We start from the raw sequence: 18,829 nt of genomic DNA, 5'->3' as shown, positions 1-18,829 counted from the left end.
TTCCATGACGGAGCAACGCCATTCGGCATTGGCCATCCACCCCATCGCCGTGGAAGAAGGCGACGGCGAGCTGCTGCGCCGCCGGCAGATCGTGCGGCGCGCACGCTGGCTGGTGCTGATCGTCCTCGTGCTGCTGGCGCTGGGCGCGGCGCGCACGGTGTTCGTGCGCATCGCCAACGCCCGCGCGCTGGAGGCCGGCACCGCCGAGCGCGCGAAGCAGTACGTGCAGACCGCCCTGCCCCGCCTGCCCACCACCGGCCAGACGCTCTCGCTGCCCGGCACGCTGCAGGGCTTCGTGCAGTCGCCCATCGCGGCGCGCGCCAGCGGCTACCTCAAGCGCTGGACCAAGGACATCGGCAGCCGCGTCGAGAAGGGCGAGCTGCTCGCCGAGATCGAGACGCCCGAGATCGACCAGCAGCTCTCGCAGGCCGTGGCCGCGCGCGCGCAGGCCGCCTCGGGGCTGGAGCTGGCGCGCAGCACCGCCGAGCGCTGGGAGGCGCTGCGCAAGAAGGACGTGGTCTCGCAGCAGGACCTGGACGAGCGCCGCAGCGCCGTCGCGCAGGCCACCTCGAACGTGGCCGCCGCCGACGCCAACGTGCAGCGGCTGAAGCAGACCGAGGGCTTCAAGCGCGTGGTGGCGCCGTTCGCGGGCGTGATCACGCGGCGCAACGTGGACGTGGGCGACCTGATCGACGCGGGCGCGGGCGGCGGCGCCGGACGCGCGCTGTTCCTGCTCGCGCAGACCGATCCGCTGCGTGTGTACATCAACGTGCCGCAGGCCTACGCGCAGCTGGTGAAGCCTGGCCAGCCGGTGGTCGTCACACAGGCCGAGCTGCGCGGTCAGAGCTTCAAGGGCGAGGTGGCGCGCACGGCGGGCTCCATCGACACGACCACGCGCATGATGCAGGTCGAGGTGTCGCTGCCCAACAAGGACGGCGCGCTGCTGCCGGGCGCCTACGTGCAGGTGTCGCTGCCGCTGGCGGCGAGCCGTACGCTCACCGTGCCGTCGAACGCGCTGCTGTTCCGCGCCGAGGGCACGCGCATCGCGGTGGTCGATGCGCGGGGCCGCGTCGCCCTGCGCGCCGTGACGCTGGGGCGCAACTACGGCGAGAACGTCGAGGTGATCGACGGGCTCGAAGGCACCGACCGCATGGTGCTGAACCCCTCCGACTCGCTCGCGGAAGGCGACATGGTGGCCGTCGCTCCCGAAGCGCAGAAGCAGCAGCAACCGCAGCCGGACGCCACGAAGGCGGCGACGCCGTCTGCCCCCGCGGCGCTGCCGAAGAAGGAGCCGGCGTGAGGCTGCGACCGCCGGCCATCGGCGCTGCCGCCGCTGCCGTTTTGCTCGCGTTCGCCGCGGGCTGCGCCGTCGGCCCCGACTACAAAACGCCCGATACACCCCTGCCCGTCAGCTGGAAGCTCGAGGAGCCCTGGCGCGTGAGCTCGCCCAGCGACAGCGCCGACAAGGGCCCCTGGTGGAAGCGCTTCGACGACGCCACGCTCGACACGCTGCAGGCGCAGGCCCTGGCCGGCAGCCCCACGCTGGCGATCGCCAATGCGCGGCTGGCGCAGGCCCGCGCCACGCTGGCAGGCACCTCGGCCAGCCAGTACCCGCAGCTGGGCCTGGGCACGCGCGCCTCGCGCCTGAAGATCTCCGCCAACCGGCCGCTCACCAACTACGCCACCGCCAATGCATCGACGGTGCAGAACGACTTCGCCGTCTCGCTGAACGCAAGCTACGAGCTCGACCTGGCGGGCCGCGTGCAGCGCAGCGTCGAGGGCGCCGCAGCCTCCGCCGAGCAGTCTGCAGCCGACCTCGCCAACACCAGGCTGCTGCTGAGCGCCGATGTCGCAAGCAACTACTTCAACCTGCGCTCCACCGACATCGAGCTCGACGTGCTCTCGCGCTCCATCGGCCTGCAGCGCCGCGCGCTGGAGCTGGTCACGGCGCGCCACGACCTGGGCGCGGTGTCGGGCCTCGACGTGGCGCAGCAGCAGGCGCTGCTGGAGACCACGCTCACGCAGGTCGACGTGCTGAAGAAGCAGCGCGCGCAGTACGAGCATGCGCTGGCCACGCTCACCGGCACGCCCGCGCCGAACTTCGCGCTGCCGGTGGACCTGCGCGAGATCAGGCCGCCCGCGGTGCCGCTGGGCGTGCCGTCGGAAATCCTGCAGCGCCGCCCCGACGTGGCCTCGGCCGAGCGCGCGATGGCCGCGGCCAATGCCCAGATCGGCGTGGCTACCGCGGCCTTCTACCCGAGCTTCGTCATCTCGCCGACCGTGGGCGTGGACAGCCGCATGATCGAGACGCTGTTCAACGGCTCCAGCCTGCTGTGGTCGGTGGGCGTGTCGGCCACGCAGGTGCTGTTCGACGGCGGGCGCGTCCGCGCCAACGTCGACTTCGCGAAGGCGGGCTACGACGCCACCGTCGGCAACTACCGCCGCACCGTGCTGACCGCGATGCAGGAAGTGGAGGACGGCATCACCGGCCTGTCGGCGCTCGACAGCGCCAACACGCAGGCCCAGTCGGCCGTGACCGCGGCGCGGCGCGTGCTCGACATGGCGACCAGCCGCTACGAGGGCGGTGCATCGACCTACCTCGACGTGATCACCGCGCAGCAGTCGCTGCTGACGGTGGAGCGGCAGGCCGCGCAGCTGCAGGGGCAGCGGCTGCTGACGACAGTGTTCCTCGTGAAGGCGCTGGGCGGCGACTGGTGCGGCGTGGGCATGCCGGCCGCGACCGGCAAGGCGTCGGGGGCGTCGTGCCCTGCCCCTGGAGGTGAGCGGACCGCCAAGGCGGGTTGAGCGGCAGCTCCGCAGCTCCCGCCCTCGTCGACGCTACCGATCCTCTTCCAGCCGGCGGATTCCGTACACGGATGCCGGCGGCAAGTTCGCCCACGTGCTGCCGACGAGATTCGCCTGCAACCTGAGCGCATCCAGCGTCTGCTCGCCGACCGGGCTGCGGCATGCGTAGGTGAACTGGAAGAACTTCCCGTCACGGTGAAGATGCTCGAACGAGCCCCGCAATATCGACGACACCGTCGACACAGGCATGCTCAGCAACGGCAGGCCGCTGACGACAGCTCCCACGGAAGCGCCGCGCCTGAAGTCCACCCCGCCGACATTGGCCGCGCTCGTGCAGATCACCCTGGCCCTGGGAAAGCGCCGCCGCAGGCGGTGCGCGAACTCCTCGTCGAACTCGATCAGCGTCAGGTCCTGCTCGCGGACGCCGCGCGAAAGAAGGCTTCTCGTGAATACGCCGGTACCGGGGCCGAGTTCGACGACGTGGCCTGTCGCCGGACCGATGCCGCGCGTCATCATCCGCGCCAGCGCCTTGCCCGACGGTGCGATCGCGCCTACTTTCAGCGGAGAGGCCAGCCACGAGCGCAGGAAGACGGCCATGTCGCTTCGCATGGTCCGGCCTCAGGCAGCGACGGTCTGGCGCGTGGAACTGCGCCGGGCGGCGGCGCAGGCGATGAACCGAATCTTTCCAGCCATTGCTCTTCCCTCCTGCCTCTCAGGAACTGCTCGAAGCAGCCTGGCGGGAGATGCCGGTAGCCATGCGCATGAAGCCGTCGAAAGTGCGGTCCGACATCAGGCGGCGCAGGAAGATCATCGGCTTCGCGCCGAACCCGACGGCATAGCGCGTCTTCGGCCGCCTGGTGTTCACCGCCTTCGCGATCGTGTCGGCAATCAGTTGCGGGGGCGACTGGCGCTTGCGGCTCGCCTCCCCCACCATCGACAGCGCCATGGCCTTGGCCTGCCCTGCGTATGCGCCCTTGCCCGACACGTCGCGAAGCTTGTCGGCGGCGATGTCGGCCCACTCGGTCCTGATGCCGCCGGGCTCGATCACGACCACGTCGATGCCGAAGGGCTGGACCTCCATGCGCAGGCAGTCGCTGATCGCTTCGAGCGCGAACTTGGTGCCGTGATACCAGGCGCCCAGCGGCGTATGGATCTTGCCGCCCATCGAGGTGATGTTCACGATGGTTCCCGAGCGCTGCCAGCGCATGTAGGGCAGCACCAGCTGGGTCAGGCGCACGGCGCCGAACACGTTGACGTCGAACTGCGCGCGGGCCTCTTCGAGCGGGACGTCTTCCACCGCGCCGTAGGAGCCGTAGCCGGCGTTGTTGACGAGCACGTCGATCCTGCCGGAGCGCGCGATGATTTCCAGGACGGCGTTGCGCATCGACGCGTCGTCGGTCACGTCCATCTGCAGGACGCGAATGCCGACGTCGGCCAGGGGGCGCATCCGGTCGAGGCGGCGCGCGGCGGCATACACCGTGTATCCGAGCGCGTAGAGCTTGAGGGCCGTCGCCTCGCCGATGCCGGAAGAGGCGCCGGTCACCAGGGCAACTTTTGATGATTCCATGTCGATTCGTCCTTTGCTGGAGCTTGTGTTCGACGTGCCATGTGCGGCACGCCTGCGATGGAATCGACTGTACGAACGGCCCGGCGCCGGCGATCTAGCGATCGGCGCCACCGGACTCGCAAGACGCGACAGCGATGCCTCTGCCGGGCTCGAGCCGTGGACGCCCGGTTTCAGTTGGACGCCTGCAGATAGCCTCTCAATGCCTTCAGCGTCTCGAACGGCGTATCGACCGCCGCCCGATCGGCCAGCCACTGCGGAATGGCGCCTCCGGGAGATGCGTGGATCTGGTACGAGACGCTGACACCGCCCGCGGTCGGCGCCAACTTCCACTGGCCATCGGCCCTGGGTACGCGCACCTTTCCTTCGCGCTGCGGCACGTAGTCCGGAACGGCCTCGACCTTGACGGTGGTGACCTCCGCCACCGCACTCCCGGAGCGCGAGTAAGTGAAACGGTAGACGCCGTCGCGCGGAGACACGGGCCAGGGAGCCTTGTTCTCCAGGTAGTGGTATTGCTCGGTGCCAGTGGATTTCAGGAGATCGGACACCACCACGTCGGGCATCCACTTGCGGAAGGCGGCGGCGTCCTTCAGGGTCTGCACGACGCTGTCGGCACCGGTCTTCAACTCGACCTCGCCACGGAACTCGCGCAGGGAAGAGCCGGGCACCTCGCGCACGTAGACCTTGATGCCGTCCGCTTCCTTCGCAAGCGACCAGCCCTCCTGCGCAAGGGATGCGTGACTGGCCAGAAGGCCGATGACCGTTGTCGCGACCAGCGCGCTGCTTTTCATGTTCATTTCGGATTTACCTCGTTCGGTTGGAAAAGCTCCAACCTTAGGAGGCAGGCCGAACGTGGCCACCGGCAGAACGCGCCATTGCGAATGCCGACGGCGCCAGCGGCATCGACGGCGTCGACGGCATCCAGGCGATGTATCTCGCCCCGTGCCCGCCCTCAGTTCAAACGCATGGCATGGCGCGCGGCATCCGCCGTCTGCCCCGTCCATTCCTGGAAGGCCCGGTAGAAGGAATTCGGATCCTCGAACCCGAGCAGAAAGGCGATCTCTCCGCCTGACATGGAGGTGTTGGTCAGGTAGTGCCGCGCCAGCTGCTCGCGCGTGCTGCTGACCAGCATCCGGAAGTTCTCTCCCTCGTCTTCCAGGCGGCGCTGCAGCGTCCGCTTGCTCACCGCCAGTCGATCCGCGACCACGTCGACGGTCGCCGCATTGCTCGGCAGCAGTTCGAGCAGCAGCGCCTTCACGCGCTCCGCCGTGGTCGCCGTCGCGTCGAGTTCGCTGAGCCTCCTGCGCAGGTCGGGCTCGAAGACGCGCCACATGCCCTCGTTGAGCGTGAGGAACGGCCGCAGCGCGTCGGTCGCGGCGAAAGTGACCGACGCATGCTGGCCGCGCTTCACCGGCGCACCGAAATACTCCTCGTACCGCCTGCCGTGCGCCGAAGCCGGGAGCACCGGCAATGCCACGCGCTTCGCGTCGACCGCCTCGCGCGTCGCGAGCCGCGCCAGCCGGACAAAGAACGCGAGCTCCGCGATCTGCAGCGACTGGGGCACGTCGGTCCGGGCCAGCAGCCATCGCGGCGACAGCGTCAGGTCGCCGTTCTTCGCGACCTCGACTTCCAGGGACATCGGCGCCACCAGCTGCTTGTATTTGGCGAGGCGCTGCACCGCCTGCATGAGGTTGGCACTGCACAGCGCCGCGAAGATGGGCGGATCGAAGGATTCGGCCGACACCGTCTCGACGATGCGCAGCGCGAAGACCGGGTCCCCGGCCTCCGCCTCGAGGGCCGTCCAGAAGCGGAAATACTCCTGCGTGGAAAGGCTCTTTTCCTTGCGGAAGAAGAGATCCTCGGGCAGGCCCGCACGGCGCAGCACGAGTTCCGGCCGCAGGTTCAGGTCGTTCAGCAACGCCCGCCACCCGGTGTTCAGGGAGAAGTCTTGTGCGATTGCCATCCGGGCCGTCACTCCTGGTTCGCGAGCGGGGCGTGGGCTGCCCACGCTTCGATTGAAACTCCCGAAAGTGTAGGCAGTCGCCCGCGTCAATGGACCGGCAAAAGACGCCAATCGGCCTGCGACATGCGCCAGCAGGCCGCCGGAAACGCTCGCGTTCAGGCGGCCGCGCCGCCGAACGAAGGCGCCCAGTCCTGCTTGCCGAGCTTTTCCATCGCCATCTCGACGAAGGTCGACACCGCGTGCGGAACGTGCTGGCGGCTCGCGTAGATGACGCTCAGGCCGCGGCCCGCCCGCATGTACTGCGGCAGCACCGGCACCAGCCTGCCGGCGGCCACGTCGGATGCCGTGAGGATCGACGGCAGCGCGGCGATGCCGAGGCCGGCGCAGGCGGCCTTCAGGAGCGCGCTCTGCACGTTGCTGATGAAGCGCCCCCTCACCCGCACGTCCTGCTCCACGCCGTCGGGGCCCTGCAGGCGCCAGGTGGACAGGTTGCCGGTGTCCGGCGGCTGCGTCACGCAGTCGTGCTCGACGAGCTCCTGCAGGCTGGCCGGCGCGCCGCGTTCCGCGAGGTAGGCGGGGCTGGCGAGAAGGCCGCCGTAGCTTGCGAAGATCCGGCGGGCCACGTAGCTGGAATCGCGCAGCGGCCCTCCGCGAAAGGCGACGTCGATGCGATCGGCAATGAGGTCGGCCACGACGTCGTCGAGAACGAAGTCGAGCCGCACCCGGGGATGCGCGGCCAGGAAGTCGGCCACCCAATCCATCTCGAAGAACTCGAAGAAGCTGGCCGGCGCCGCCACCCGCACCAGGCCGCTCGGCTCCTGGCCGCCTGCGACCTGCAGCCGCCCGGCGCGTATCAGCGCCTCGACGGCCGGACCGCATCTTTCCTGGAAGGATTCGCCCGCGCTGGTCAGCGCCAGCTTGCGCGTGGAACGCTGCAGCAGCCTGGTGCCCAGGTGCGCCTCGAGTTGCCGGATGCGCCGGCTCACGGTCGCGGACGGCACGCGCAGCTGCCGCGCGGCTTCCGCAAAGCTGCCGAGGCGCGCGACGTGCACGAACATCGCGACTTCGTTCAGGTCGAGCACGGGGATTCTTTTCCTTCCGCTGATCTTTCCGTCGGTGTTTCCGCGGGTCTTTTCGCTGCCCTCAGAAATCCATCTCCTTGTCCACGTCCTGCGTCTTGCGGCGCGCCAGGGCGAGGTTGGCGCGCTGCTTGTCGAGCACGACGTAGAGGAAGACACCGTCCTTCGACGCCGAGGGGCGGATGATGTGGTACTGCCTGCCGAGGGTGATGAGCACGTCCTCGATGACGTCGTTCAGGCCCAGCGCGCGCATGGTCTTGAGCTTGGCGCGCACGACTTCCGTGTTGCCCGCGGCGGCCACCTCCATGTCCACGCCCGAGCCCGACGTGCCGAGGATCATGCCGCTGCCCGAGTCGACGACGGCCGCGCACATGGCGCCGTCGATGGTGAGGATGTCGTCGAGCGTCTGCTTGATGGAAGCCAAGTTTTTCTCCTGTAGTGGATTCATTGAAAGGTTGCTGCGTACCGGAACGAGCCCGCGCGCCACGCAAACACGCGCGGGAAGATCTCTGCCCTCAGGCCTCCGCGAGGGTCCTGGCAAGCTGGGCCGCCCGCCAGGCCACCATCGCCGGGACAGCGCTGGCACGGGCAAGCACGTTGATGACGAGCTGGATGTCGCGGCGGTGCACGCTCTGGAACACCGCGAAGCCCGAATCCGTCAGCACCATCACGCTCTCGCGGCGCCCGAGCGAGGCCTCTTCGCCGACAACGCCGCCGATCGCCGCGATGGAGCTGCCCATGGCGGCCACGCGCGCCGGATCCGTGTCGCCGGTGGTCGCGGAGGCCACGTCGAAGCCGTCGACGGTGGCAACCACGGCGGCCGTCACGCCGGTCAGTTCGTCGACCAGCCTCTGCACTTCGCGTTGCGCGTGTGCCAGGGCCGTCCTGGACAGGCCATGCATGGAACTCACCCTCTATCCCCCCGCATATCGGCTTCGAGCTGCAGCAGCAGCGTGTCGATCAGAAGGACCACGTCGGCCCTGTTGCGTACATCCACCTCGAGAATCGGAATCACCCGGCCCGTGGCCGCGAGTCTTTCCGCGTAGTCGTCGAGGGTCGGCACCGGATGGGCCTGCAGCCGCCCCACCCCGACGACGCAAGGCAGCGTCAGCAGCGACTCGGCAAAGCCCCGCATGTAGAGCGACAGGTCGGCCAGCGGGTCGGGCCGCGAGTTGTCCGTGAGGACGATCAGCCCGAGCGCGTTCCTGGCGAGGATCTTCCAGAGGAAGTCGAACCGCGCCTGCCCCGGCGTTCCGAACAGGCGCACGCGATCCCCGTTGTCCAGCGTGAGCTGGCCGAAGTCCAGGCCCACGGTGGTGTACTGCTTGTCGATGGACGCGTCGGAGTTGGGCACGTCGGTCATGACCGGCGCCGTTTCGCTCAAGCACCCGATGGCGGTGGTCTTGCCCGCGCCGACGCTGCCGGTGATGAGGATCTTGTGCTCCCGCATGGCGCTCACAGGCCCAGCCGGCGCCGGATGCCGTTGATGAGACTGCGCGCGAAGTCGCCGCGCGCAGTAGCTTCGCTCCGCGGCACCGGCGGCAGCATGGGCGGCTCCACGTGCAGCTCCAGCACGCCGGCCTTCTTCAGCGCGTGCAGGAACGCGACGCACTGGTCGAACGGGAGCTGGCTGATGTCGGCCAGCTCGCTGGCGTTCAATGCGCGCCGCGCCAGCAGGCTCGCCATGCGGATGTTGTCGAGGTCGTTGCGCAGCAGCATGGCCGGCGGCCAGTGGCGCAGCATGAATCGCTCGGCGTCGGAAACCTCCATCTCCAGCGCCGTCTGCTCGTGCAGCGTGAGGCCGCCGGGCTGGGCCTCGCGCAGCGCGTGCTCGATGCTCCTGAGCCACTGCTGCAGCCTGTCGGCGCGTATGGGCCGCTCCATGGTGCCGGGCTGCACGCCGCCCGCATTCATGCGCGTGAGCCGGAGCACGGCGGCGGCCATGCCGACCACCCTGGAGTACTCGTGCTCCACGGCCGGCCCGTCGACCAGCAGCGCGTCGTACGGCGGCACGTCGACCAGCTGCCAGGCAAAGCCGGCATCGTTCGCCGAAAGCCTCACGATCGTCCGGACCAGGATGACCTCGGCGATCGGCAATTTGTAGACACCGAGCCTCAGCAAGACGAGCTCCCTTGCGCCATGCTCATGTCAGTTCATCGCCGGCACTTCGCGCCAGTTCAGCAGGCGCAGCGAGATGCCGCTCGCCAGGTCGGCATCGACCTTCTTGGTCTCGCCTTTCGTGGTGCCGGCGACGATGCGGGTGGTGCCGTCCACGCTGACGAAGCGCAGGTCGATGACCGAGCTGGAGACGGCCACGAACCCGGTGCTCGACGGCAGCAGCACCGACCTGCCCGTGCCGTAGTTGACGGCATAGACCCGGCTCTGCCCCGAGGGGCTGCAGGCGTCGCCCGTGGTCAGCAGGCTAGAGAAGCCCACGATGCCGTTGAACGCGACCGGGTTGATCACCATGCGCCAGCCGACGCCGCCAGTGGTGCCCAGGTCGAAATACCAGCCCTTGGACGTGTTCGACAGCGTGATGCCCGCCGTCACGTCGGTCACCTGCGTGAGCTGGCTTCGCGTGACTGGCGTGCTCACGGCGCTGAAGGCCCCTGCCGTACCGTCGAGGATGGCGTAGAAGGTCTGCGCGGCGGTCGAGCTCACGTCGGACGAGTCGAGCAGCCTGCCGGTGCCCAGCAGCACGAAGCGCTTGCGCGAGACGGGGTGGATCTCGATCAGCGGCGCGGTGGTGACGGGCTGCGCGTTGGTGGAGGCGTCGGTCAGCGTGGCCAGCAGGGTCGGCGCCGGATAGGAGCCGGTGCTGCCCTTTTCGGCCGTGAGGTCGAAGCGCCAGAGCTGGCCGTCCAGGTCGCCCGCGTACACCGAGTCGGTCGTGTTGTCGCCGAAGTCCGCGACGTAGGCCGAGGCCTGCGTCAGCCCGTTGGACGAAGTGGGCGTGGCGATCTTCTCGATCAGCGCGCCGGTCTTCGGATTGACGAGATACAGGTAGCCCTTGCCGTCGCTGTTGCCGTAGCCCGAGGTCAGCATCACGACCCAGCCGTACTTCTTCGTCTTCACGACGATGGGGGCGCCGTAGCTGTAGCCCATGGTGGTGTCGGTGAACTCCCACTTCACCTGGCCCGCGACGGCGGCCTCGGTGCTCATGCTGGCGGGGTCGGTCACGTCGATGGCGTAGTAGCCCTTGCCGCCCTTGCCGAGGCCGCCGACCAGCAGCGTGTGCCAGTCGGCGCCGGTGCCGTCGCTCTTGGTGGTGAACGTGCCGCCGGCGCTGCCGAAGTCGATGTCGAAGGCCAGCGGCGTCGCGTCCACGTAGTAGTGGTGGGCGTAGCTCGGATTGCCGAGCTGCGCCAGGCCATCGACCTGCGGCGTGCCGTTCGGCCCCTGGAACAGGGCGCTCGGCACGTAGGCAAACTGTTCGGTGCCGGCCGTGCTTCCGGTGAGCGCGCCGTTGAAGGCGTGCAGCATGCCGTCGTTGGCACCGACGTAGACCATGGTGGGACGCGCGTTCCACTTCGTCTTGAATGCGGCGTAGCCCGGGTTGCTGTTCTCCGCGTAGCTCGAGCCCGGCGGTCCGACGGGCGTCACCTTGGCGTCGACGATGTCGCCTAGCAGCAGGTTGCGGCTGCGCAGCGCCTTGGTGCTGCCTGTGGCTGTCGAGGTGCTTTCGTTCGTGCGGTCGCCGCGCAGGTAGTTGAGGTAGTCGGTGGCGGTGTTGCTCTTGGCGTAGGAAGGCGCCAGCGCGGCCAGCTGGGTCGAGCTCAGGTTGCCGGCGCGGAACGCGACGCCCTTGCTGCCGTTCCAGGTGGCGACGCGGCGCGCAGTGTCCCAGCCGCCGCTGGCCAGCTGCGCTTCGAGCGTGGTGCTGCTCGTCCATGCGGTCGCGGTGGACGGCGTGCCGTCGCTGGCGAAACTGATGGTGCTGGCGGTGAGCACGCCGGTCCAGCCCTTGGAGTCGTACTGCGAAGCGTAGGAGGCACTGCCGGCGGAGGAGACCTGCGCGCTGGAAAGCGAGAACGACGTGGTGAAGGCCTGGATGGCATTCGCGATGTCGATGAACGCCGCCTTCAGCCCACTGACCATCTGCCCCGCGTTGCCGGCCAGGAAGTAGTTGTCGGGCCGCAGGCGGGAGGTGCCGTTCATGTTGATGCTGTCGCCCGACGAGTTCCACCAGCTCTGCGTGAGCGGCGTCTTGGTGTTGGCCGGGTCGTAGCTCGAAGGAACGCTGAACCCGCCGTACTTGGCCGCCAGGTAGTACGGGTTCAGGTCCTCCGCCCGCTGGTATTCCATGACGTCCATCCAGTAGGTGGAGATGTTCTGGACGCCGGTGAGGTCGGGCCGGATGTCGTTGACGTGCACGCCGTAGGCCAGGCCCGCGATGTAGTAGGTCGAATCCGTGCCGCCGGTGCGCCACCACGGCGTGGTGGTCGAGAAGCCTTCGAGCGTCTGCAGGTTCTTCGTCCAGGTGTCGGCCTTGTTGAAGGTGTCCGCCGTGACGGCCGAGGGCGCGGCCCGACCGCTCTTTGTGATCGAGCTGCCGCCCACGTTGTAGTCGTAGTGGGTGTGGTCGTCGCCGATGCCCAGGATGAAGTTCTTCTGGCACGAGTAGGCGATGGGGTCCTTGCCGCTCCAGTCGATCACCGCGGGAAAGCCGTCGAGCTTCGCGTCCCTGCCCGACACGCCCGTGGCCACCGAATTGGTCCACTCGGGCACGTTGCCGAGGTTCTCGAAGTAGCGCACCGTCGCGTAGTAGAGCTCGCTGACGTTGTCGTACGTCATGTAGGTCTTGGCGGCCTGCCCGAACTTGTTGAGGTAGTTCATCACCCCGCTCTGCGAGACGCCGCTCGCGGTAGCGGAAGCGGTGTCGGGGTTGGTATTCATGATGCCGGTGGTGGCATCCCACTCGCCCCGGGTGTTGGTGGTGACCGAGGTGGAAAGCGGCTGCGGATAGGTCGGCCCGATGAAGCCCATCGGCGCGCGCATCACGCCGCCCTGCTGCGTGTTGCCGCCGGCGTTCAGGTAGGAGAAGGCGCCGTAGCGGATCTTGTTGGCGTTCTGCTGCAGCAGGCCCTCGGGCTTGTAGTTGGTTCCGTACTTGACGCAGTTGGCCTCCACGCCGCCTGCCGCCGCGGACGAGTCGCAGACCTTCACGCGCACGTAGACCTGGTAGACCGATTTCGCGCCGTTTTTCTTGTTGGCGGAATCCAGGTCGCTCAGGTCGGTGCCTGTGCTGGTGGAGTCGCCGGAGCCGGTGAACACCATGGTGTTGCCGCGCGACCAGATGCTCGAATTGAACTGGCTCCAGTTGTCGAACGGCGTGACGGAAGACACCAGCGTCGCGGGCAGCTTGTGCCCCGTGCCCTGGTCCGTTCCCCGCAACGGGAAGTTGGTCAGGTTGCCCTGCGCGGAGCCCCAGGCCTTCTCGAGGATGGTCTGCGTGGTGGTGTCGACGCTGCGGTAGCCGCCCGACAGCGCCCAGCGGAACGGGTCGATGGTCTGCATCGTCGCCCAGTTCATGAAGTTGCCGCTCCACTGGCCCGAGCAGCCGTGCTTGTTGGTGCCGGTCGACGCGCCCGCGGGCTGGAAGTAGCTGTCGGATGCGGGGTTGGTCGACACGGCCGGCGCGACGTACTGGTACGTGTAGCACTTCTTCGGATCGAAGTAGCCGAGGTACTCGGTGGCATCGGCGTAGTCGCCGAGGTTGGCCACGCTGATCGCGGTGGGGTACTCGACCGACAGCGCCAGCGCCAGGTTTCCCGGCACGTCGGACGTGGCGAACACCGGCTGGTCGGCCAGCTTGGTGGCGGCCGCGGCGGTCATGCAATGCAGCAACAGCAGTCCGAGGACGGCTGTCGAGACGGGAAGCGGCGAGCGACGAAGAACGCGTTTCATGGCGATGCGGTGCTTTCTCAGTCCGGCTTGGTGAAGGTCGATTGCAGGAACACCTGCGTGTCGCGCGGGCCGCTGACCCGCATGCTCAGTCGGTAGACGGTGGCCGTCGGTGGAGGCGGAGGCGGCACTGGGCCCGCGGTGCCGCCGCTCGGCGCGGCGGACGACTGCACGCAGCCTGTGCTGGTGGCCGTGCCGCTTGCAGTGCAGAGGCGGTCGATCACGTAGCGGATGCTCACCTGCGCGGTGGCGTCCACGATGTCGTTGGAGGTCTTGCCCACGGTGGCGAAGGCCGTGTCGTCGAAGAGCACGGTGGGCATGCCCTGCGCGTTGGTGTCGAGCCTGCTCGCCTTGAAGTTCTCCGCCGGTACGTCGGCCGTGGCAGTAGCGAGAGTGCCGCCGGTGGCGAACTTGGTGAGTACCGCGGACACGGCCCTCTCTCCCTGGTTCACGAGGTCGCGCCTGAAGGCCAGGTTGCCGGCGGATGTCAGCGACGTGTGCATGGACCGCACCACCGCGACGCCGCCCGCCAGCAGGATCACGAGGACGATGAGACAGAACAGCAGGACGACGCCGCGCTCGCGCTTCGCCAGCCTTGCGGACATGGACAACTTCTTCTTCATGGCAGCAGGAGCATGTTTCGCAGCGGGACGGTGAAGTCGACGACCCGGTAGCGGTAGTGCGTGTCGTCCGCGCCGGTCAGCGTGACGGTCTGCGCGAGCGACTTCTTCGAGGCGTCCACGGCATCGCCGAAGAGAGTGAGCGAAGCGGCCGACACGGGGTCCCGCTCCTTGCTCGCGCTACGCATGACCAGCGAGACGCGCACAGCCACGATCTGGCGCAGCGTGGCGGTCGTCGTCATGACGGTGGAGATGTCGTAGCCCGTCGCGCCGGGGTCGGCCCAGGCGTCGAGGATGCCGTCGCCGTTGGTGTCGAGGCCGTACAGGGCGCGCATCTGGATCACGCCGTCGGCCAGCGCCTGCGCGGTGGCGGTGCCTCCGCCCTGCAGCAGGTCGTAGCCGTAGAGCGTGCTGCTGTCGCCCACGCCGAAGAGCTGGAACTGCACGTTGCCGTTCGCCGGGTTGCCCAGCGGCGTGACGTAGGTCGAGGTGCTGGCGGCCAGCGTCTGCAGCGAAGTGGTCTTGCCGGCCGTGTAGTAGGTGCCGCCAACGGTCAGCACCTTGGTCGACGTGCCCGTCACCTGCTCGAGCAGGCAGTCGGCGGTGCCGTTCTGGCTCACCAGCACGAGGTCGTCGGTGGAGATGCCGACAGTGTTGTCCATCGAGAGCGTGTTGGCGCTGCCGGGGTCGGTCAGGCCGCGCGGCACGCCGCCGGCCACCGCATCGCCGCCCATGACCACCAGCACATCGGAGCCGGCGTCGGACTGGCTCTTGGCGATGAGCACGGGCGCGACGCGCAGGTCGCTCGCGGCCTTGAAGTTCTTCGCGAACGGCGCGGGGAACGCGCTGGCCGGAAGCAGCGACGCCACGTTGAGCCTGCAGCCGAACACGCCCCGGTCGGTCGGCTGCGTGGACTGGGTCAGGCTCGAACCGGCGCTGCGCACCGCGCGGTCGAGCAGGTAGGCGGCGTAGGCACCGGCCTGGTCCATGTCGTTGGTGGAGGTGGTGGTGCGCCTCTTTCCTTCCCCGACCGTGATGACGCTGGTGACGGCCAGCGTCACGATCAGCCCGATGACCATGGCCACGAGCAGTTCGATCAGCGAGAGGCCGCGCTGCCGAACTGACAGCGCTCCATGGACGGTGAGCTTCATGGCAGCGTCACCCGCGTGGTGAAGGAACTGCCCGATTCATTGAGGTGTGAAGGCGCCTTCCAACTGATGACGATGTCGGCCCCGTTGGTGCCGACTGCTGTCACGGTGACGGAGCCGTTTGGCAATCCGCCGTTCGTCTGGTCGGCCGCGCGCTTCTGCCAAGCCGAGCCTGCGCTGGTGTCCACTGCAGAGACCGATTTGCCCAGCCACATCGCGCTGGCGATGTCGTTGGCCAGCAAGGCGGCGCGGTTGCGGTCTTCCGCATCGGTCGACAGCGAGATGGCGCGGGCCTGCAGGCCGACGAGGCCGAGCACGCCGAACGAAAAGATCAGGATGGAAACCAGCACTTCGAGCAGGGCGAAGCCCGACTGCCGAGGGGCGCCGGAAGAAGCGGAAAGAGGGAGCCTTCGTTTCATGGACAGCCGTCGGGGGATTCGCTGAGCTTGCGGGCCGGGTCGCACATGCGGATCTGGCCGCCGAGGGTCAGAAGCACGCGCAAGGGGCGGTCGGCGCCCGGAGCCAGGGAGATGTCGTAGGTCTGCAGGGGGCGGTCGGTGTCGCAGGTGGCACCGTTCACGTCGGTATCGGCGTTCGCGACCACCCGCCCCATGGCGTTGAAGCAGACGGCCGCGGGGCCGCTGATCTGCACGCCGGACGCGACGTCGGAGAGCACGCCTGCCTGCACGAACGCGCTCTTCGCGTCCAGGCTCGACTTGGCAACGTTGATCGACCACCCGCTGCCGTTGACGACGGCTGTCAGGCTGGTCTGCGGCGCCGGGCTGTTGGTCAGCGAGAACACCATGGGCCGGCTGCGGCGCAGCGCCTCGGACTGCGCGAAGCGCAGCCCGTTCTGCAGCGAATCGCTCACGGTGCGGACCTTGTTGTTGTTGATCCAGGTGGTGAACGAAGGCATGGCCAGCATCGCCAGGACGCTCAGCAGCACGATCGTCACCATCAGCTCGATGAGGGTGAAGCCCGACGGTGCATGGCGCGCGCGGCGGTCTTTCATGTCGGGCACGCCTGGCCTCGCCGCGTCACCCAGGCCTTGTCGCAGCCGGTCCATCCCGATACGCCGGTGATCGTCGTGGACTGCACGCCGAGCTGGTCGACCATGAAGGTGAAGCCGGCGGTCGGTCCGCTGCCCACGGCCTGCAGCGTGTAGGTCGTCGATGTCGCCGCGGGGCTCGTCGTGCACGACAGCGTGAAGTAGCCGGCGACGTTGGTCTTGCTGCAGGGAGGCACGAACGTGCCGGTCTTGAGGTAGCTCCGGTTGTCCTGGTAGAAGCGCTCCATGTCCGCGCGCAGGGCCGCCAGGCCGTTGGTGCCGTCGACGAGCTGGCCCCGCAGCACGTAGTCGCGATAGCTGGGCAGCGCGACCGCCGCGAGGATGGCCACGATGGCCACCGTGACCATGACCTCGATCAGCGTGAAGCCGGCGGCGCGGCGCATGCGCCGTTCGCCTCCCGGTTGCTTCGCCGCGCTCATGGACCGTGTCCGCATCTGCTCCCCTTTCCTGTGGCCAAGAAAATCCATCCATTCCCGAGAGTGCGGGAAACGATGAAAATGAATGAATTGGCCAGCGCTGAAAAACTCGTCCAATTCGGGGCAATCCAGTCGCCGCCCCTCGCGAGACGGAATTGAATTGCCGATACATGTGTCTGCCCAGAGACATCATGTGACAATTGTTTACGATCTTTGTGGCTTTCTACTAGCGCACAAAATGAGATTCAGCTGCTCAACTTTCGATGTAATCGGCGCAGCGAGGCTTGGCAATACGCACCAAAACAAGGCCAATTGCCCCAATATGGCTCACACCGGAAGGCCGCGAATTAGGCCAATTTTTTGGTCAATTGGATAAAAAATTGCCACACCCTGCGCTCAGGGTATCGAAGCGCCCGACGACGGCGTCCACTCCCGCAGGCTGAGCTTTTCCACCGCCATGTCGACGAAGGCCGAGACGGCAAGCGGCCGCTGCTGGCGGCTGGGATAGACCACGCTCAGCCCGCGCCCCGCCCGCATGTACCCGGGCAGCACCGGCACCAGCCGGCCCGCGGCCACCTCCGCCGCCGTCAGGATCGTCGGCAGCGCGACGATGCCCAGTCCGGCGCATGCCGCCTCGCGCAGCGCCACCTGCACGTTGCTGGTGAAGCGGCCGCGCACGCGCACTTCTTCTTCCGCCCCGTCGGGGCCCTGCAGGCGCCAGATGGCGAAGTTGCCGGTTTCCGGCGGCTGCGTCACGCATTCGTGCTCCGCCAACTCGCCCAGGTCCGCGGGCGCTCCGTGCGCCGCCAGGTAGGCCGGGCTGGCGAGAAGCCCGCCGTAGCTCGCGAAGATCCTGCGCGCCACGTAGCTCGAGTCTTCCAGCGGGCCGATGCGGAACGCGACGTCGATGCGGTCGGCGATGAGGTCGGCCGGAAGGTCGCTGAGCACGAAATCGAGCTGCACCAGCGGATGCGCGGCGAGGAAGGCCGACACCCACGTCATGTCGAAGTACTCGAAGAAGCTCGCCGAGGCGGCCACCCGTATCGCGCCGCTCGGCTCCTGGCTGCCCGCGACGTGCGACTGCCCGGCCTCGATCAGCTCTTCGACCGCCGGCCCGCAGCGCTCGTGGAAGGCCTGGCCCGCGCTGGTCAGCGTGAGCTTGCGGGTCGAGCGCTGCATCAGCCGGGTGCCCAGGCGCGTCTCGAGTTGCTGGATGCGCCGGCTCACGGTGGCCGAGGGCATGCGCAGATGCCTCGCCGCCTCGGCAAAGCTGCCCAGGCGCGCCACTTGCACGAACATGGCGACTTCGTTGAGATCGAGCACGGAATCCTTCCTTGATTGAATGATTGGCTGCAATGCATTTGCCGCCTCATCAATTCCTCGATTGCTATCGATCGATCACCGATTTGCAATCACTCCATTCAGAAGAAGGAGACAAAACAGCCTTATTTCCAGAGGAAATTCGAATTCAAACTGAGCAGCGGCTGACTTGATGGAATTAACGGGAAGCCGGATAAAAAATCCGCAAACCGCCTCGCCGTTGCGGCAATATCCGTCGCTGCGACTGGTTATAGATAGTAACCAGTAATTAATCTAATCCATTACCCACTGCCGAGGTGGGTCGGACCTCTTTCCTCTATTCGCCCGGATTCCCATGCAAGCCTTTCCCGATGCGGCCGCATTGCGCGCGCCACGCTCCCTGGACGACCTGCTCCTGTACCGGCTGTCCCGCGCCGTGCGCGCCGGCAGCGGCATGGCAACCCGCCTCGTCGAAGGCGGCTTCGGCATCACGCACCGCGAGTGGGGAATGATCGGCATGCTCGCGCAGATCGGCGAGATCACCTCCTCCGCATTCGCCGAGCGCCTGCAGCTAGACCGCGTGCGCACCTCGCGCGGCCTGCGCAGCCTTTCCGAGAAGAAGCTGGTGGAGCGGCGGCGCGACGCCGACGACGGCCGCGAAGTGCACGTGCGGCTGAGCGCCACCGGGCGCGAGCTGTGCGATGCGCTCTTCCCCCGGATCGCCCGCCTCAACATGGACCTGCTGGAGGGCATCGACGAGGAGCACCTCGACATCTTTCTCGAATGCCTGCGCCGGCTCGAGCTGCGCGGCAGGGAGCTGAGCGCGATGGGCATCGTGCAGGAAAAGGCCGATCGCCGCTCGGGCGGCACGCGCCACAGGTGGCGTTGAATGCCGGCGATGCCTGTATCACGGCGTCATCGAAGTCCGTCGCAAATTTGACAGTCTCGACGCAGCCCGGTGC

Annotated in this window: 19 protein-coding genes; 3 read left to right on the top strand and 16 right to left on the bottom strand. The window is 67.8% G+C overall.

Annotation, left to right across the window (positions count from 1 at the left end):
• Positions 1–4 precede the first annotated feature (4 nt).
• Together BMY35_RS35830 and BMY35_RS35825 are read left to right on the top strand one after the other, a co-directional pair.
• Positions 5–1,300, top strand: coding sequence for an efflux RND transporter periplasmic adaptor subunit (locus tag BMY35_RS35830; protein ID WP_093209644.1), 1,296 nt, complete (start codon positions 5–7; stop codon positions 1,298–1,300).
• Positions 1,297–2,805 carry an efflux transporter outer membrane subunit gene (locus tag BMY35_RS35825; RefSeq protein WP_177213792.1) on the top strand — a complete coding sequence of 503 codons (1,509 nt, stop codon included), beginning with the start codon at positions 1,297–1,299 and terminating at the stop codon, positions 2,803–2,805. Before BMY35_RS35830 ends, BMY35_RS35825 begins: the two co-directional genes overlap by 4 nt.
• 33 nt (positions 2,806–2,838) lie before the next feature.
• Here BMY35_RS35825 and BMY35_RS35820 read toward each other — a convergent pair whose 3' ends face one another.
• From BMY35_RS35820 to BMY35_RS35745, 16 genes are all read right to left on the bottom strand, one after another.
• The gene (locus BMY35_RS35820) at positions 2,839–3,414 is read right to left on the bottom strand and encodes a class I SAM-dependent methyltransferase (protein WP_093209642.1); all 576 of its coding nucleotides are present in this window, start codon (positions 3,412–3,414) and stop codon (positions 2,839–2,841) included.
• A gap of 103 nt (positions 3,415–3,517) precedes the next feature.
• On the bottom strand, positions 3,518–4,372 hold the full coding sequence (locus BMY35_RS35815) for an oxidoreductase (protein ID WP_093209641.1): 855 nt from the start codon (positions 4,370–4,372) through the stop codon (positions 3,518–3,520).
• A 170-nt stretch (positions 4,373–4,542) separates the two neighbouring features.
• Positions 4,543–5,166 carry an START domain-containing protein gene (locus BMY35_RS35810; protein ID WP_093209639.1) on the bottom strand — a complete coding sequence of 208 codons (624 nt, stop codon included), beginning with the start codon at positions 5,164–5,166 and terminating at the stop codon, positions 4,543–4,545.
• Positions 5,167–5,321: 155 nt separating this feature from the next.
• Complete coding sequence (locus BMY35_RS35805; RefSeq protein ID WP_093209637.1) at positions 5,322–6,332, bottom strand: AraC family transcriptional regulator; 1,011 nt, start codon at positions 6,330–6,332, stop codon at positions 5,322–5,324.
• A gap of 155 nt (positions 6,333–6,487) precedes the next feature.
• A complete protein-coding gene (locus BMY35_RS35800; RefSeq protein WP_093209636.1) occupies positions 6,488–7,414 on the bottom strand; it encodes a LysR family transcriptional regulator in 927 nt (308 codons plus the stop codon).
• 61 nt (positions 7,415–7,475) lie between these two features.
• Positions 7,476–7,835, bottom strand: coding sequence for a hypothetical protein (locus tag BMY35_RS35795; RefSeq protein ID WP_093209634.1), 360 nt, complete (start codon positions 7,833–7,835; stop codon positions 7,476–7,478).
• A gap of 91 nt (positions 7,836–7,926) precedes the next feature.
• Positions 7,927–8,313 carry a roadblock/LC7 domain-containing protein gene (locus BMY35_RS35790; RefSeq protein WP_256230566.1) on the bottom strand — a complete coding sequence of 129 codons (387 nt, stop codon included), beginning with the start codon at positions 8,311–8,313 and terminating at the stop codon, positions 7,927–7,929.
• A gap of 5 nt (positions 8,314–8,318) precedes the next feature.
• Complete coding sequence (locus BMY35_RS35785; RefSeq protein WP_093209692.1) at positions 8,319–8,861, bottom strand: GTP-binding protein; 543 nt, start codon at positions 8,859–8,861, stop codon at positions 8,319–8,321.
• A 5-nt stretch (positions 8,862–8,866) separates the two neighbouring features.
• Positions 8,867–9,532: a hypothetical protein gene (locus BMY35_RS35780; protein ID WP_093209631.1), complete on the bottom strand. Its 666-nt coding sequence runs from the start codon at positions 9,530–9,532 to the stop codon at positions 8,867–8,869.
• Positions 9,533–9,559: 27 nt separating this feature from the next.
• Positions 9,560–13,318, bottom strand: coding sequence for a pilus assembly protein (locus BMY35_RS35775; RefSeq protein ID WP_093209629.1), 3,759 nt, complete (start codon positions 13,316–13,318; stop codon positions 9,560–9,562).
• Between the two features lie 17 nt (positions 13,319–13,335).
• Positions 13,336–13,920, bottom strand: coding sequence for a pilus assembly PilX family protein (locus BMY35_RS35770; protein ID WP_143080822.1), 585 nt, complete (start codon positions 13,918–13,920; stop codon positions 13,336–13,338).
• A 14-nt stretch (positions 13,921–13,934) separates the two neighbouring features.
• A complete protein-coding gene (locus BMY35_RS35765; protein WP_093209690.1) occupies positions 13,935–15,086 on the bottom strand; it encodes a PilW family protein in 1,152 nt (383 codons plus the stop codon).
• Positions 15,083–15,502 (bottom strand): type IV pilus modification protein PilV, encoded by a 420-nt coding sequence (gene pilV, locus BMY35_RS35760; protein ID WP_093209626.1) that lies wholly within the window; start codon positions 15,500–15,502, stop codon positions 15,083–15,085. The genes BMY35_RS35765 and pilV overlap by 4 nt, the downstream gene beginning before the upstream one ends.
• Positions 15,499–16,095 carry a pilus assembly FimT family protein gene (locus BMY35_RS35755; protein ID WP_093209625.1) on the bottom strand — a complete coding sequence of 199 codons (597 nt, stop codon included), beginning with the start codon at positions 16,093–16,095 and terminating at the stop codon, positions 15,499–15,501. Before BMY35_RS35755 ends, pilV begins: the two co-directional genes overlap by 4 nt.
• The gene (locus tag BMY35_RS35750; protein ID WP_176947517.1) at positions 16,092–16,571 is read right to left on the bottom strand and encodes a type IV pilin protein; all 480 of its coding nucleotides are present in this window, start codon (positions 16,569–16,571) and stop codon (positions 16,092–16,094) included. The genes BMY35_RS35755 and BMY35_RS35750 overlap by 4 nt, the downstream gene beginning before the upstream one ends.
• 393 nt (positions 16,572–16,964) lie before the next feature.
• Positions 16,965–17,891: a LysR family transcriptional regulator gene (locus tag BMY35_RS35745; protein WP_093209621.1), complete on the bottom strand. Its 927-nt coding sequence runs from the start codon at positions 17,889–17,891 to the stop codon at positions 16,965–16,967.
• Positions 17,892–18,222: 331 nt separating this feature from the next.
• On the opposite strand from BMY35_RS35745, the gene BMY35_RS35740 reads away from it, so the two are divergent.
• Positions 18,223–18,756, top strand: coding sequence for a MarR family winged helix-turn-helix transcriptional regulator (locus BMY35_RS35740; protein ID WP_093209619.1), 534 nt, complete (start codon positions 18,223–18,225; stop codon positions 18,754–18,756).
• The last annotated feature ends 73 nt before the right edge of the window (positions 18,757–18,829 follow it).

It is taken from the genome of Variovorax sp. YR750 (assembly GCF_900109805.1).
GTDB lineage: Bacteria > Pseudomonadota > Gammaproteobacteria > Burkholderiales > Burkholderiaceae_C > Variovorax > Variovorax gossypii.
This window is presented reverse-complemented; position numbering and strand designations above follow the sequence as displayed.

Bases quoted from the DNA above. Each gene is read 5' to 3' on its own strand.
- BMY35_RS35830 (WP_093209644.1), top strand. From the start codon at position 5: ATGACGGAGCAACGCCATTCGGCATTGGCCATCCACCCCATCGCCGTG.
- BMY35_RS35820 (WP_093209642.1), bottom strand. From the start codon at position 3,414: ATGCGAAGCGACATGGCCGTCTTCCTGCGCTCGTGGCTGGCCTCTCCG.
- BMY35_RS35815 (WP_093209641.1), bottom strand. From the start codon at position 4,372: ATGGAATCATCAAAAGTTGCCCTGGTGACCGGCGCCTCTTCCGGCATC.
- BMY35_RS35810 (WP_093209639.1), bottom strand. From the start codon at position 5,166: ATGAACATGAAAAGCAGCGCGCTGGTCGCGACAACGGTCATCGGCCTT.
- BMY35_RS35805 (WP_093209637.1), bottom strand. From the start codon at position 6,332: ATGGCAATCGCACAAGACTTCTCCCTGAACACCGGGTGGCGGGCGTTG.
- BMY35_RS35790 (WP_256230566.1), bottom strand. From the start codon at position 8,313: ATGCATGGCCTGTCCAGGACGGCCCTGGCACACGCGCAACGCGAAGTG.
- BMY35_RS35785 (WP_093209692.1), bottom strand. From the start codon at position 8,861: ATGCGGGAGCACAAGATCCTCATCACCGGCAGCGTCGGCGCGGGCAAG.
- BMY35_RS35775 (WP_093209629.1), bottom strand. From the start codon at position 13,318: ATGAAACGCGTTCTTCGTCGCTCGCCGCTTCCCGTCTCGACAGCCGTC.
- BMY35_RS35770 (WP_143080822.1), bottom strand. From the start codon at position 13,920: ATGTCCGCAAGGCTGGCGAAGCGCGAGCGCGGCGTCGTCCTGCTGTTC.
- BMY35_RS35765 (WP_093209690.1), bottom strand. From the start codon at position 15,086: ATGAAGCTCACCGTCCATGGAGCGCTGTCAGTTCGGCAGCGCGGCCTC.
- pilV (WP_093209626.1), bottom strand. From the start codon at position 15,502: ATGAAACGAAGGCTCCCTCTTTCCGCTTCTTCCGGCGCCCCTCGGCAG.
- BMY35_RS35755 (WP_093209625.1), bottom strand. From the start codon at position 16,095: ATGAAAGACCGCCGCGCGCGCCATGCACCGTCGGGCTTCACCCTCATC.
- BMY35_RS35750 (WP_176947517.1), bottom strand. From the start codon at position 16,571: ATGAGCGCGGCGAAGCAACCGGGAGGCGAACGGCGCATGCGCCGCGCC.
- BMY35_RS35740 (WP_093209619.1), top strand. From the start codon at position 18,223: ATGCAAGCCTTTCCCGATGCGGCCGCATTGCGCGCGCCACGCTCCCTG.